The organism is Streptomyces sp. NPDC026500 (genome assembly GCF_055567635.1).
In genome coordinates, this window is record NZ_JBVHQB010000020.1 from 58381 (window position 1) to 72303 (window position 13923).

Genomic DNA, 13923 nt, shown 5'->3' on the forward strand with positions numbered 1-13923 from the left:
GCCTTCCGTGCTCACCGTTCCCGGAGCCGGGTCGTCACCCAGGCCCCCACCAGCGCCACCCCCGCCATCGGCAGGAACACCACGGCGAAGGCGGCCGGATGGGAGCTGTGGGCGGCGGACGTCGTGGCGGTGGCCGTGTGGGCCACCGCGCCGCCGCCCAGGGCCGCGAAGGCGGCTCCGCCCACGGCGAGCAGCAGCACGTTGGACAGGGCGTCGGAGATCTGCAGGGCGGCCGAGTTGGCGCCGGCCTCCTCGGGGGCCGAGAGATGGAGCAGCAGCACGCTGGTCGAGGCGATCACCAGGCCCATCCCGAAGCAGCCGAACGCCCAGGCGACGGCGACGGTCCACACCGGCACGGCGGGGATCAGCACGCTCGGCGCGGCGGCGACGGCCGCCGCGACCAGCAGCATGCCGAGAAACATCAGGCGTTCCCGGTACGGCTCCACGCGCGGCCGCGCCTGCACCCAGGACCCCAGCGCCCAGGTCCCGCCGCCGGCCGCGAGCGAGAGCCCGGCGAGCGTCGGCGACAGCCCCCGCTGGGTGACCAGCATCAGCGGCACGAAGGACTCGGCGGCGATGAAGGCGCCGGCGGAGACCCCGCGCAGCAGCACCACGGACGGCAGCCCCCGCGCCGCCCGCCAGGTGCCGCGGGGCAGCAGCCCGCGCACGGCCGGGACGAGCAGGGCGGCACCGACGGCGGCGGGTACGAGGGAGAGCGGGCGCAGATCCTGGGCGGCGTACTGGATCAGCCCCGCGCCCAGCGCGATCGCGAACGCCAGCCGGATGCGCCGCCGGTCCAGCGGAGCGCGGTCGCCCGCTCCCGCGTGTCCCGACGCCCGCCGCCGTATCTGCGGCAGCGCGAGCGTGAGGGGAACGCCGACGAGCGCCGGAATCCCGATGAACACCCAGCGCCAGCCGAGGTGCTCGGTGACCGCGCCCGCGGCGAGGGGGCCGACCACGGACGGCACCACCCAGGCCGCCGCGAACGCCGCCATGATCGCCGGCCGCAGCCGCGCCGGATAGGCCCGCCCGACCACGACGTACAGCGCGACGATGACGAGCCCGCCACCGAACCCCTGGACGGCCCGACCGAGGATGAACACCCACATGCCGCCGGCCGTCCCGGACAGCAGCAGCCCCGCGGCGAACGCGCCGATGCCCGAGGCCAGCGAGACCAGCGGCCCGTCGCGGTCGGACCACTGACCGGCGAGCACCATCCCGAGCAGGCTCGTCGTGAAGTACCCGGAGAACGCGAACGCGTACAGGGCGACCCCGCCGAGCTCGCGTGCGGCGACGGGCATCGCCGTCCCCACGGCCGTCGCCTCGAACGCGATCACCAGCACCACGGACACGATGCCGATGCTGAGCGCCCGGTACGGCCGGCTCAGCACTCCACCCTCCGCCTCGGCCGGAACCGTGGCCACATCGCGCGCTTCCACTACTGTCATGCCCGTCAGCGTAAGGTGCGCACCCCGCCGTGACTCCTGTCCGAAGACGGTGATCACCCGGTCCTTTGGCCCTAGGACCACTCCCCCGAGCCCCCGCACGAGCCCGCCTGAAACCCCCGCACGGCCCCATCCCGATTCCGGCCGCCCCGTGGTTCATGAACGGCGTGTGGCAGTCGCGTTGCAGCGCCCCCGGAACCCTTGAGCCCGCTCCCGCACCCCGCCTACGGTCGACCCATCAGGTTCGGAACGAGTGAGCCGTGCCGCACCTGAGTCCAGCCGTGTGCCCGAGTGGTTCAGGGACTCGCCTGCAAAGCGAGTTACGCGGGTTCGATTCCCGCCACGGCTTCTGACTGTCCGACCAGGCAGAACAACAGGGCGGCACTCCTCCGGGAGTGCCGCCCTCTTGTCGTCCGTCTCAGCTCCCGTCCGAGTGGGGCCGGGGCGTCATGCATACAGCATGCCGCCCGCTTGGTCCTCGAATATCTCCGGCCAGTAGCGGCGGCCGTCGTCGCCCGGGAGGGTCGGGGTCCGGTCGCAGGCGGCGGGGTCGACTGTGGCGAGGGTCTCGGTCAGGGTGGCGGCGAGCTGTTCGTAGGAGTCGCTGAGGCCGTGGGCCGCGTCGACGGTCTTCTCGCGGTGGAGGAGCCAGAGGGTGAACGCCAGCGTGGAGATGTCCGCGTTGAGCGGGCGCAGGGTGAGGTCCGGCTCGCTCCAGGCGAGCACCGCGCCCGTGGTGCCGTCCACGACCAGGCTCGTGTCCTCCAGGAGGTAGCCGAGGCGTATCAGGCGGTCTGCGGCGGCCGGGAGCAGGCCGGCGGAGAACTCGTCGGGGCGCTCGTCCGCGTAGTACTCGGTGAGGGCCGGCAGCGGCACCTCCGTGTCCAGCTGGAAGAGGAAGCCGTCCTCGGGCAGGCCGGACTCCCGCAGGAAGCGGCGGGTCGGCTCGTGCGTCAGCGCGGGCGGGAAGTCGACGTCCTCGAAGCGCATGATCTCGCCCGCGCCGAACTCCTCGTCCAGCAGCCGCTTCGGCAGGCCGAGGACGAGCCCGTCACCCGGTCCGGCGATCCGGGCGAGCGGGCGGATCAGCGACGCCATCCGCCAGTACGGCGGTACGTCCTCGCCCGCGGCGTCCTCGAACACGGCGCTCAGCCGGTCCGACACCTCCGCGACCGCCTTCGGACCGAACGGGCCCGGCCGGCCCCGGGACATGGTCAGTTCCTCGGTGGCCGCCGCGAAGCGCAGCAGTGCCTCCAGGGAGGGCGCCAGGGGCGAGAGGTCCAGTTGGGCGGGGTTCCGCTGGACGTAGGTCGAGGAGACCTCGCCCGTCGTCCCGTCCAGCACGATCGACTCCAGGTCCCGGTCCAGGCTGCGCAGCGCCCCGATGACGAGCTGGTCGCGCAGTTCCTCGGCGAGCTTTTCGGCGTCGCCCGCCAGGTCGGCGACGGTGCGCAGGCCGTGCTCCCGCAGCGCGCCGAATCCGAGCAGTGTGCCCTCGCACGTCAGTCCGGGGCCGGTGAGCCGGTCCCGGGTGCCCGCGTGTGTGACGTACGGATGCAGCTCGTCGCCAGTCAGTGTGATCACGCCGCCGACATCGGTGTCCGTCGTACTCATGGCTCCCCCGCACATGTGAACGCATCGTGCTCCCCCGCAGGGAACGGCCGGTCGTCCCACGGCAGTTCCCCACTGAGCCAGAACCATACGCCGCCCCACTGACAACGCCGGGAACACGCGGGAACGGGCCCCCCACGGAACGGAGACGGTGTGACGGGCGCGCGGTGACCGGGCGCGCGGTGACCGGGCGCGCGGTGACGGGGCGCGTGGTGACGCGGCGCGCGTCAGGTGAAGTAGACGCCGCCCAGGACGACGACCACGGCCGCCAGGACGAACAGCAGCACCCAGATCAGCAGCTTCCCCACGCTGGGCGGGGGTTCGTAGCGCGGCTGTCCGGCCTCGGCGCCGGGGATCGACGGCTCGGCGCCGTTCGGCGAGGGTTCGCCCGTCGTCGGCTCCTGCGTGCTCACGAGGCCGTCACCACCGCCGCCTGCGGGCGGATCGGCAGACGGTTGACCGGCCGGCCGGTGGCCGCCCGTACGGCGGACGCGATGGCCGCGGGCGAGGTCACGACCGGCACCGCGCTGACGGCCTTGGCGCCGAAGGGGGCGACGACGTCGCGCTCCTCGACCAGTTTGACGATGCGGATGTCGGGCGCGTCCAGGGCGGTCGGCAGGGCGTAGCCGGTGAGGTCGGGGTGCCGGACCAGGCCGCGGGCCGTCCGAAGGTTCTCGGTCAGCGCGGCGCCGACGCCCTGGGTGACGCCCGCCTCGATGCGGGCCGTCAGCTGTGCCGGGTTGAGGATCCGGCCGACGTCCTGGGCGAGCGCCAGCTCCACGACCCGTACGGAGCCCAGTTCGATGTCGACGTCCACCACCGCGCGGATGGCGCAGAAGGCGAGGCCCACGAAGGCGTCGCCCTGGCCGGCCTCGTCCAGTGGTTCGGTCGGGTGCGGGCGGCACTGCGCGGTCGCCCACAGCTCCTTGCCGTCCATCGCCTCGGTGACCGTGGTCGACAGCACACCGTCGTACGACGTGATCTTGCCGTCGGTGATCTGGAGCAGCTCGGTGGACATGCCGAACTTGTGCGCCAGCGGTTGCAGCAGTTGCGTACGGACCATCTTGGCCGCGCGCTCCACCGCTCCGCCGGACACCCAGGTGTGCCGGCCGCGGCAGCTCGGACCCGCCGGGGGCTGGTCGGTGTCGACCGGGGCCACGTGCACCTCGTCGATACCGAGCGTCTCCTGGACGATCTGCCGGGCGAGCGTGGTGAAGCCCTGGCCGGTCTCCACGGCCGCGCAGAGCACCGTGGCAACGCCGTCGTGGACCTTCACGGTGGCCGTCGAGACCTCGTCGGCGCCCTCGGCGCCGAGCATGTGCACCATGCCGAGCGCGTAGCCGACACCGCGGCGTACGGCACCGGGTTCGCCCGCGCCCTCGGGGCCGCCGGGCAGCAGCCACTCGTCCTCGGGCGTGTCCTTGGGGAGGGCCGGCAGCGGGTAGTCGCGTACGGCCTGGAGCAGCTCGGCGACGGGCGCCGGGCAGGTCACCGTCTGGCCGGTCGGCAGGACGTCTCCCGTGGCCATGGCGTTGCGCAGACGCAGTTCCGCGGGGTCGACGCCGAGTTTCTTGGCGAGTTTGTCCATCTGGGCCTCGTAGGCGGCGCAGACCTGGAGGGCGCCCTCACCGCGCACATGCCCCGAGGGCGGGTTGTTGGTGCGCACGGCCCAGCCCTCGATGAAGGCGTTCGGGACGACGTACGGGCCGCAGGCGAAGGAGACCGCGGCGGCCAGGGACTCGCCGGAGGTGTCGGCGTAGGCGCCCGCGTCGAGCAGGATCTGTGCCTCGACCTTGACCAGCATGCCGTCGGCGTCGGCGTGGTGCCGGTAGCGCAGCAGGGTCGGGTGCCGGTGGGCGTGGCCGAGGAAGGACTCCTCGCGCGTAGCGGTGAGTTTCACCGGGCAGCCGGTCGTCAGGGCGAGCAGGCCGAGCGCGAGCTGGAAGCCCTGGTCCTCGCGGTCCGCGGAGGCTCCGGGGACGCCGGTGACGACGACCTTCACGCGCGCGGGTTCGAGGCCGTAACAGGCGGCGGCCGCGTCGCGGTCGCTGTGCGGGTCGGTGGAGGCGATGTAGAGCTCGACGCCGCCGTCGGGGCGGGGCACGGCGAGTCCGGCCTCGGCGCCGATGGGGGCGGGGTCCTGGCGGCCGATCCGGTACAGGCCCTCGACGACGATCTCGCCGACCGCGTCCGGGTCTCCGTGGCGCAGCGGGATGTGGCGGATCAGGTTGCCGTCGGGGTGCAGGGGTTCGGCCTCGAAGGCCTGCTCCGGGTCGGTGACCGGTTCGAGCACCTCGTACTCGACGATGACGGCGGCGGCGGCCATCCGCGCGGTGTCCGGGTGGTCGGCGGCGACGGCCGCGATGGGCTCCCCATGGTGGCGTACGACCTCGGAGGCGAACACCGGGCGGTCGGCTCTGCCGCGGCCGTGCATCGGGGTGCCGGGCACGTCCTCGTGGGTGATGACGGCGCGTACGCCGGGCATCTCGCGCGCGTGGCTGGTGTCGATGGACAGGATGCGCGCGTGCGGGTGGGGCGAGCGGAGCACGGCGGCCCACAGCAGGCCCTCGGCCCACAGGTCGGCGGCGTAGGGGAACGTGCCCTCCGTCTTGGCGCGGTCCTCGGTGGCGGGCAGCGAGACGCCGAGTCCGTGCGGCAGGGGCTCGGGGCCTGGCTCGTGCGCCGCCGGTGTCGCGGTCGCGGCTTGGTTGGTCACGCCTGGCCTCCGTCCTGGCCGTACGGCTGTTCGTGCTGTGCCGGGGAACCGTAGGCGGCGTTGTCCTCGTACGCGGACGGGTGGACGCCACCGGCACCGGGGCCGGCCTGGTGCGGGATGCGGGCCTCGTCCGCGTCGGGGACGGCTTCGGCCGCGGCGGCGGAGTGCGCCTCGCGTTCGGCGACGACCTCGCGCACCGCGTCCAGGACGCCGCGGTAGCCGGAGCAGCGGCACAGGTTGCCGCACAGGGCCTGGCGGGTCTCCAGCTCGCTCGGCGCGGGGTTGCCCTCCAGCAGGTCGTGCAGGGTCATCGCCATGCCGGGGACGCAGAAACCGCACTGCACGGCGCCGCACTTGGCGAGTGCCCGCTGGACGTCGGAGGGCTGTCCGTCGGCGGCCAGGCCCTCGACCGTGCGGACCTCGCTGCCGGCGGCGGTGACGCCGGGTACCAGGCACGACGCCACGAGCCGGCCGTCCACCTGGACGTTGCAGGCGCCGCACTCGCCCTGCGAGCAGCCGTCCTTGGCGCCCGCGAGGCCGAGCCGCTCGCGCAGCACGTAGAGCAGTGACTCGCCGATCCAGGCGTCGGTGACCGGCCGGTCGGCGCCGTTGACGCGCAGGACGTAGGAGGCGAGGGGGTGTTCGTCGTGGGCGGCCGGGGCGAAGTGGTCCGCGTCCGGCTCTTCGTCGCCCGTCCCGTCGGCCTCGTGTGCCGGATCGAACTCGGACACCTCGCGTGTCCCTGCGGTCACCGGTTCGGGGTCGGCGACGGGCTCAGGGGCCTCGTCGGCCGGCTGTATGGGCCGCTGGGCGGCCCGCGCGGGCGAATCGGGCTCCGGGTGCCCCGCGCGCTCCGCGGGGGCCTCAGCGACCGTTTCGCGCGCGTCGGCGGTCCAGGGCTGTCCGATCTCGTTGGCCCAGGGTGCGGACGCGCCGCCGGGGAGCGTGGCGGGCGGCGTGCCGCCCCACTGCTCGACGAGTGCCGAAGTGGTGAACTCGCCCGATTCGTCCGGAAGGTCGCCCCCGGCCACCGGAATCGACCACTGCCCCGTCACGTCGTGCCCGGGACCGTGCCCTTGGCCCTGTCCGGCGCCGTCACGGGCGGCGTCGTCGAATTCCCACTGTCCGGTGGACCCGGGGTGGTACGAGAAGCGGTCGTCGTGGGAGCCGGGTCCCGGCTGTGCGGCGTTCGGATCCGGCCACGGGGCGCTGCCGCCCTGCCCGGCCCACCTTCCGCCGGCCGTCGGGTCCGCCGCCTCGGGCGGGGCGGGCGTCACGGCGATCTGCGGGGGCACATAGCCGTGTCCGGGCGCCGCGAGCGGCTCCCGGGCGGCGAGGAGGGCCTCGATGCCCCCTTCGGGGAGTTTGACGAAGGCGGTGGCGCCGTCGTCGTAGTCGCCCTGGGGCAGCGGATCCCAGCGGCTGCCGCTCCGCGGAGCGGCCTCTTCGTGCTGGTCGTCGGTCACGACAGTGCCCTCCCAAGTGCTCGTCGGGCCAGCGCGGCGACGGTGCGCCGCAGATGCAGTACGGCGGGCGGAAGCGGTGTCAGGGATCCGTCCTCGGCGGGGACGGGGTCGGGGATGCAGGCCGCGGCCACGTACTCGCCGAACGCGGCCAGCGCCTCCGGGACGATGGCGCGGTTGTTGTCCCAGTCGATCAGCTGGGCCACCCACGCCTCGGCGTCCAGGGGCCGCAGCGGCATCGGCGCTATGGCGCCGACGGCGCACCGCACGCCGCGCCGGGCCGGGTCGAGGACGACCGCCACGGAGGCGATGGCGCGTCCGGGTCCGGTGCGTCCGGTGGCCTTCAGGAACACCTGCGGGGCGTGCAGCAGCGGCACACGCACGTAGCCGATGAGCTCTCCGCCGCGGAGCATGTCCACGCCGGCGAGCAGGTGCGACACGGGGATCTCGCGGCGGGCTCCGCCCGGCCCCGCGATGATCAACGTGGCTTCCAGGGCGGCCAGTACGGGCAGCGCGTCCCCCGTGGGGGCGGCCGAGGCGATGTTGCCGCCGAGGGTGCCGGCGTTGCGGATCTGCGGCGGTCCGGCCGCCCGCGCGGCGGCGGCGAGCGCCGGGATGAGGGCGGCGAAGTCGGGGCGGCCCATACGGGCGTGCGTGAGGCCCGCGCCGAGCAGCGCGTGGCCGTCCTGGTACTGCCAGCCGCGGATCTCGCTGATCCGGCCGAGGCCGACGAGCGCGGCCGGCCTCAGCTGTCCGGAGTTGACCGCGGCCATCAGATCCGTGCCGCCCGCCACCGGAACGGCCGTGGGCATGGCGGACAGCGCCGCCACCGCCTCGTCCAGCGAGACGGGCAGCGTCACGGCCTGCGCCGTCTGCAGTGCGTGCGTGGTCAAACCGGTTGCCCCTTCCCGCTGCCCCACCTGGTCCCACCTGTGCTGCCGTACGGTACGTGCTGACAGGGCGGACGTGGCAACTCTGGCACATCTTCCCCGGCCCTCGACGCGGGGGTCCGCTAGGAGGCATTCGCCCCTCTCACCAGGGAGATGGCCGGTTTTCGCACGGCATCACCGGTGGGCGCGACTTGTCACCCTTCGGTGACCCTTGGGGGTCTTTTTTCCTTGGGGGGCAACGGTGCCAGGGCACTGGCCCCGTTGCCCACCGGTCGTGAGCCGTCTCACACGTTCGGGGGCGCTCCCTCGATCGGGCGTCCGAGCACCCCGGGTCGCCGCTGCCACGGCCGCGGTCCCGTGGGCGGGCGGTAGGCGACTCCGAGGGCGTCGAGTCGCTCGTAGTGGGCGCCCATCCGCCGCTCGAATCCGGCGAAGTCCCGCTCCGCCGGGGCCGGCAGCCGGCTCCAGGCGACCTCGGCGAAGGCGGCGAGCCTCGGGAACGCCTGGTAGTCGACGCGCGAGTGGTCCTCCATCACCTCGGTCCACACGTTGGCCTGGGTGCCCAGCACATGCCGTGCCTCCGCCTCGGTGAGCTGCGGCGGAACCGGCTCGAAGCGGTAGACGTCCTCCAGAGTGCGTACATAGGCGATCGGCACCGGTTCGTCCTCGCCCTCGGCCTGCCGGTAGTCCAAGTACACGTGCTGCTCGGGGCACATGACGACGTCGTGGCCCGCGCGCGCGGCCGTGACGCCGCCCTGGTAGCCGCGCCACGACGACACCGCGGCGCCCGGCGCGAGACCGCCCTCCAGGATCTCGTCCCAGCCGATCAGCCGACGCCCGCGCGCGGACAGCCAGTTGTCGAAGTGCCGGATGAACCAGGACTGCAACGCGTCCTCGTCGGCGAGCCCGAGTTCCCTGATGCGGGCCTGGGCGGTGGCCGACCGCTTCCACTGGTCCTTGGCGCACTCGTCGCCCCCGATGTGGAAGAAACCCGAGAACTCCGGGAAGCGCGCGGGGTCCGCCGGGAACAGGTCGAGGAGTTCCTCGAACACCCCCTCGTAGAAGCGCAGGGTGTTGTCAGTGGGGGCGAGTACGTTTTTGGAGACGCCCCAGTTGTCCCAGACGGTCAGGGAGGTCGTGTCGATGACGTCGGTGTTGCCCAGTTCCGGATACGCGGCGATGGCTGCCTGCGAGTGGCCGGGGATGTCGATTTCGGGGACGACGGCGATATGCCGTTCGGCCGCGTACGCGACGATCTCGCGGATGTCGTCCTGTGTGTAGAAGCCTCCGTGCGGCTTCTCCTCCCACAGTGGCGAGGCCCGGTGGCCGAATTTGGTGCGCGCCCGCCAGGAACCGATCTCCGTCAGCCTCGGATAGCGCTTGATCTGAACACGCCATCCCTGATCGTCGGTGAGATGGAAGTGGAAGACGTTGAGTTTGTGAGCGGCCAGCAGGTCGAGGTAGCGCAGGACGCCTTCCTTGGGCATGAAGTGCCGGGAGACATCGAGCATCAGGCCGCGCCAGCGGAATCGGGGTGCGTCCTCGATGGTCCGGTGCTCGATTTCGTACGTCGACCGCGGATGGATCGGGGCGCGGCGAAAAGCGTCGGGGCCGAGCAGTTGACGCAGTGTCTGCGCGCCCCAGAAGACCCCGGCCGCGTCGCCGCCGCGGATCTCGACGCCGTCGTCGCCGACGCCGAGCCGGTACGCCTCGGGTTCCAGGGTGTCGTCGAGGAGCAGGCGTACGGCGCCCGGAGCGTCCTGCGGCCCAGGTCGCAGCGGTAGTCCGAGTGCGGCGCCGAGCGCCGAGCGCAGCCAGCGCTCGGCGGTGTCCGTGCCGGGCACGGCCCACAAGGTGGTGTCCGCGTCCAGCGCGAACCGCCCGTGCGTGGCGCGTTCGACGACGAGGGGCGCCGGAATCAGGCCCGTATCCATCATGTCCATCCGTCCTTCAGTCCTTTACCGCCGCCGAGGCCGGAGACGAGTCGCTGCTGTACGCGTACGAAGAAGATCGGCACTTGAATCGTCATCACCGTGGAGGCCGCCGCCATACCGTCCGGTCGGGCTCCACCGGCTTACGGAAGACGCGGAGGGCCGCCGGGCGGGGCACCGCCGGATGGCGCTGAAGAGGAAGGACTTGGGGAACGGGAAGCCGTTCCCGGCCGGGGCGAAGGAAAACATCCCGGCGGTCACGAACCCGGTGAGGACGAGCGGGAAAGGCATCCGCCGGAGGAATCGCGTGCGGCTCGCTCCCTCGATGTCCGCGGCAGCCTCCGACGCGTCCCGGACGGCCTTGGCGAACCCCGTGGCACCCGGATCGCGAAAGGGCGGCCGGAAGGTCGTACGCGGCCGGGTGGGCGAGCCCGTCGTGTTCGGCCGGCCGAAGTCCCGCGGAAGGAAGAACGGGAGCGACAAGAGGGAGATCACCGGCGCCTCGAAGGGCATCGCCCGGGCCGCCGGGAACATGATCCGTGAGGTGAAGGGGACGCGGAAGCGGAATCGTCTCACCGCTTTCCCCGAAAGAAGCCCGACGAGCGCCGGGACGACCACCGCGGAGCCCGCCGCGAGAAGACAGTTGAGCAAGTGTCGGCCGAATTCCCGCCGCCCGAACAGGCTCCGGAAGGAATCCGGGGAGGGCGGAAGCGTGCGGCGTCGGGGCTCGGTGGACTCCGTCCGCCCGGCCGCTTCGAAGGCGCCGAGCACCATCCGGCAGATGAGCGGTCGCCGTCCGGGCCGCGAGGGGTCCGAGCGCAGCGAGCTTCATCGAGCGTCCTCCAGCGAGGGGTGCGTTGCAGCATGCGCAATGGCCGTTTCGTACGGCACACCACCCCGGAGGCTACGGAGTACATGGACACGCTCGCAACAAGCGCAAGACTTCGCCGCGAGCAGCACGCCGACCGCCCTCCGCCCCTTCGCGTACGACAAGGCCGCGGCGCCCCTCACCAGGGGCGTCGCGGCCATGTTCGATCTACGCGGCGTACCGCGCCGGGGGAAGCCCGGCGTTACTTCTTGTCGCCGCCCTTGCCCTGGTCGCCACCGGCGCCCATGGACTCGAAGATCTCCTTGCACATGGGGCACACGGGGTACTTCTTCGGGTCGCGGCCCGGTACCCACACCTTGCCGCACAGCGCCACGACGGGCGTGCCGTCCAGCGCGCTCGCCATGATCTTGTCCTTCTGGACGTAATGGGCGAAGCGCTCGTGGTCCCCGTCGCCGTGCGACACCTGCGGCGTCGGCTCTACGAGGGTCCCCGTCCCCGTGCCTCGCTGGGGCTGGGTCTCAGGCTCAAGAGTGCTCATGGAGCCAAGGGTACTGGGGCTCGCACCCATCAGTTGAGGGAAGGGTCGCGTGCCGCTGGGGGACGGGTCGGGGGCCGGGGCGCCGGTCAGTTGAGGGACGGGTCGTCGGGGTACGTCGCCACCATGGCCAGTTCGCTGCGCTGGCGGCGCAGCACCTCGCGCCACAGGCGTTCCGGTGACGGGGAGGAGACGTCTCCGGGTTCGGATTCGACGACGTACCAGGCGCCCTCGACCAGTTCGTTCTCCAGCTGGCCGGGCCCCCAGCCCGCGTATCCGGCGAAGATGCGCAGGGAGCCCAGAGCCGAGGCGAGGAGCTCCGGCGGGGCCTCCAGGTCCACGAGACCGATCGCGCCGTGCACACGCCGCCAGCCGAGTGGCGCGCGCTCCCCGGCGATGCCGCCGGGGACGACCGCCACCCCCAGCGCCGAGTCCAGCGAGACGGGGCCGCCCTGGAAGACGACACCCGGTTCCCCGGCCAGTCCGGCCCAGTTCTCCAGGATGTCGCCGACACCCACCGGGGTCGGACGGTTGAGGACGACACCGAGGGAGCCCTCCTCGTCGTGGTCGAGGAGCAGCACCACCGCACGGTCGAAGTTCGGGTCCGCCAGGGCGGGCGTGGCCACGAGCAGCCGCCCTGTGAGCGAGGACACCTCGGTCATGCCAGACATGATCCCGCACATTCCCTTCATGTGGGGAGCCAATACGCGTACGGGAGTGAATGCAGCTCAGGGCGCAACGAAGCGTTGCCCGCGCACACCGGAGCCGATGACCCCGTGTGCCCGAATCGGAACGGTTCGTGTTGTGGCCAAGCTATGACGCAGCTGAGTCCTCTTTGGGCTTACTGCGCCGGGGTGGGCGGCCATTACCCTTGCTGTTCGGCACCCGTACGACCGGCCGGCCGACGACCACACCTGCCCAACTCATCGGAACGCGAGATACATGACCGTCAACGACGATGTCCTGCTTGTCCATGGCGGAACCCCGCTTGAGGGCGAGATCCGTGTCCGCGGTGCGAAGAATCTCGTACCGAAAGCCATGGTCGCCGCCCTGCTGGGCAGCGGACCGAGCCGGCTGCGCAATGTCCCCGACATCCGCGACGTACGTGTCGTACGCGGACTGCTGCAGTTGCACGGTGTGACCGTCCGCCCGGGTGAGGAGCCCGGTGAGCTGATCCTCGATCCCTCGCACGTCGAGAGCGCGAACGTCGCCGACATCGATGCCCACGCGGGCTCGTCGCGCATCCCGATCCTCTTCTGCGGCCCGCTGCTGCACCGGCTGGGCCACGCCTTCATCCCGGGCCTCGGCGGCTGTGACATCGGCGGCCGGCCGATCGACTTCCACTTCGAGGTGCTGCGGCAGTTCGGCGCGAAGATCGAGAAGCGGGAGGACGGCCAGTACCTGGAGGCCCCGCAGCGACTGCGCGGCACCAAGATCCAGCTGCCGTACCCGTCCGTGGGCGCGACCGAGCAGGTGCTGCTGACCGCGGTGCTCGCGGAGGGTGTCACGGAGCTCTCGAACGCGGCTGTGGAGCCGGAGATCGAGGACCTGATCTGCGTCCTGCAGAAGATGGGCGCCATCATCGCGATGGACACCGACCGGACGATCCGCATCACCGGTGTGGACTCGCTCGGCGGCTACACCCACGCGGCCCTCCCGGACCGCCTGGAGGCCGCCTCCTGGGCTTCCGCGGCTCTGGCGACCGAGGGAAACATCTACGTCCGCGGCGCCCAGCAGCGCTCGATGATGACGTTCCTGAACACCTACCGCAAGGTGGGCGGTGCCTTCGAGATCGACGACGAGGGCATCCGCTTCTGGCACCCGGGCTCGCAGCTCAAGTCCATCGCCCTGGAGACGGACGTCCACCCCGGCTTCCAGACGGACTGGCAGCAGCCGCTGGTCGTGGCCCTGACGCAGGCCACCGGCCTGTCGATCATCCACGAGACGGTGTACGAGTCCCGGCTGGGCTTCACGTCCGCGCTGAACCAGATGGGCGCGCACATCCAGCTCTACCGTGAGTGCCTCGGCGGCTCCAACTGCCGCTTCGGCCAGCGCAACTTCCTGCACTCCGCGGTCGTTTCGGGCCCGACGAAGCTCCAGGGCGCCGATCTGGTCATCCCCGACCTGCGCGGCGGCTTCTCGTACCTGATCGCGGCGCTGGCGGCGCAAGGCACGTCCCGCGTCCACGGCATCGAGCTGATCAACCGCGGCTACGAGAACTTCATGGAGAAGCTCGTGGAGCTCGGCGCGAAGGTCGAACTGCCGGGCAAGGCGCTCGGCTGACCCCAACCCCTCCGCTCCAGCGGCCGCTTTCCGGCTGGAGGTCCGGGGGCCCGCGGCGAGCCGCTGATGTCACAGCCCCCGGATGGACACAGCGTGGAGAAGCCCGTCGAGCTCGGCGCGAAGGTCGAACTGCCGGGCAAGGCGCCCGGCTGGACCTGGACGGCGTGGCAGACGTACGTACGACGATGGGGCGGCCCCCCTGAAAGGGGCCGCCCCATTG

10 protein-coding genes and 1 tRNA gene are annotated in these 13923 nt (G+C 72.2%); 2 read left to right on the forward strand and 9 right to left on the reverse strand.

Translation table 11 applies throughout. From position 1 onward, the window contains the following. Positions 1-11: 11 nt before the first annotated feature. Positions 12-1448 (reverse strand): MFS transporter, encoded by a 1437-nt coding sequence (locus tag ACZ4N5_RS31010; protein ID WP_467760351.1) that lies wholly within the window; start codon positions 1446-1448, stop codon positions 12-14. A gap of 274 nt (positions 1449-1722) precedes the next feature. Here ACZ4N5_RS31010 and ACZ4N5_RS31015 point away from each other — a divergent pair. Beyond that, positions 1723-1794, forward strand: a tRNA-Cys gene (locus ACZ4N5_RS31015). A 98-nt stretch (positions 1795-1892) separates the two neighbouring features. On the opposite strand, the gene ACZ4N5_RS31020 is transcribed toward ACZ4N5_RS31015, so the two are convergent. The 8 genes from ACZ4N5_RS31020 to ACZ4N5_RS31055 all read right to left on the reverse strand — a co-directional run bounded on the left by ACZ4N5_RS31020 (position 1893) and on the right by ACZ4N5_RS31055 (position 12082). Further along, positions 1893-3059, reverse strand: a complete 1167-nt coding sequence (locus ACZ4N5_RS31020; RefSeq protein ID WP_467760352.1) for an SUKH-4 family immunity protein — start codon at positions 3057-3059, stop codon at positions 1893-1895. 224 nt (positions 3060-3283) lie between these two features. Continuing rightward, complete coding sequence (locus ACZ4N5_RS31025) at positions 3284-3469, reverse strand: hypothetical protein (RefSeq protein ID WP_467760353.1); 186 nt, start codon at positions 3467-3469, stop codon at positions 3284-3286. After that, positions 3466-5772, reverse strand: coding sequence for a xanthine dehydrogenase family protein molybdopterin-binding subunit (locus ACZ4N5_RS31030; RefSeq protein WP_467760354.1), 2307 nt, complete (start codon positions 5770-5772; stop codon positions 3466-3468). Before ACZ4N5_RS31030 ends, ACZ4N5_RS31025 begins: the two co-directional genes overlap by 4 nt. Further along, positions 5769-7238 carry a (2Fe-2S)-binding protein gene (locus ACZ4N5_RS31035; RefSeq protein ID WP_467760355.1) on the reverse strand — a complete coding sequence of 490 codons (1470 nt, stop codon included), beginning with the start codon at positions 7236-7238 and terminating at the stop codon, positions 5769-5771. Before ACZ4N5_RS31035 ends, ACZ4N5_RS31030 begins: the two co-directional genes overlap by 4 nt. Beyond that, positions 7235-8128: an FAD binding domain-containing protein gene (locus ACZ4N5_RS31040; protein ID WP_356781042.1), complete on the reverse strand. Its 894-nt coding sequence runs from the start codon at positions 8126-8128 to the stop codon at positions 7235-7237. Before ACZ4N5_RS31040 ends, ACZ4N5_RS31035 begins: the two co-directional genes overlap by 4 nt. 281 nt (positions 8129-8409) lie before the next feature. Continuing rightward, positions 8410-10068 carry a beta-N-acetylhexosaminidase gene (locus ACZ4N5_RS31045; protein ID WP_467760356.1) on the reverse strand — a complete coding sequence of 553 codons (1659 nt, stop codon included), beginning with the start codon at positions 10066-10068 and terminating at the stop codon, positions 8410-8412. A 1058-nt stretch (positions 10069-11126) separates the two neighbouring features. Further along, on the reverse strand, positions 11127-11423 hold the full coding sequence (locus ACZ4N5_RS31050; RefSeq protein ID WP_103554931.1) for a DUF3039 domain-containing protein: 297 nt from the start codon (positions 11421-11423) through the stop codon (positions 11127-11129). A gap of 86 nt (positions 11424-11509) precedes the next feature. After that, positions 11510-12082 carry a YqgE/AlgH family protein gene (locus tag ACZ4N5_RS31055; RefSeq protein WP_467760357.1) on the reverse strand — a complete coding sequence of 191 codons (573 nt, stop codon included), beginning with the start codon at positions 12080-12082 and terminating at the stop codon, positions 11510-11512. A 280-nt stretch (positions 12083-12362) separates the two neighbouring features. Between ACZ4N5_RS31055 and murA the strand changes: the two genes are divergently transcribed. Further along, positions 12363-13703: a UDP-N-acetylglucosamine 1-carboxyvinyltransferase gene (gene murA, locus ACZ4N5_RS31060; protein WP_328555266.1), complete on the forward strand. Its 1341-nt coding sequence runs from the start codon at positions 12363-12365 to the stop codon at positions 13701-13703. Positions 13704-13923: the final 220 nt, after the last annotated feature.

Bases quoted from the DNA above. Each gene is read 5' to 3' on its own strand.
- ACZ4N5_RS31010 (WP_467760351.1), bottom strand. From the start codon at position 1,448: ATGACAGTAGTGGAAGCGCGCGATGTGGCCACGGTTCCGGCCGAGGCG.
- ACZ4N5_RS31020 (WP_467760352.1), bottom strand. From the start codon at position 3,059: ATGAGTACGACGGACACCGATGTCGGCGGCGTGATCACACTGACTGGC.
- ACZ4N5_RS31045 (WP_467760356.1), bottom strand. From the start codon at position 10,068: ATGGACATGATGGATACGGGCCTGATTCCGGCGCCCCTCGTCGTCGAA.
- ACZ4N5_RS31050 (WP_103554931.1), bottom strand. From the start codon at position 11,423: ATGAGCACTCTTGAGCCTGAGACCCAGCCCCAGCGAGGCACGGGGACG.
- ACZ4N5_RS31055 (WP_467760357.1), bottom strand. From the start codon at position 12,082: ATGACCGAGGTGTCCTCGCTCACAGGGCGGCTGCTCGTGGCCACGCCC.
- murA (WP_328555266.1), top strand. From the start codon at position 12,363: ATGACCGTCAACGACGATGTCCTGCTTGTCCATGGCGGAACCCCGCTT.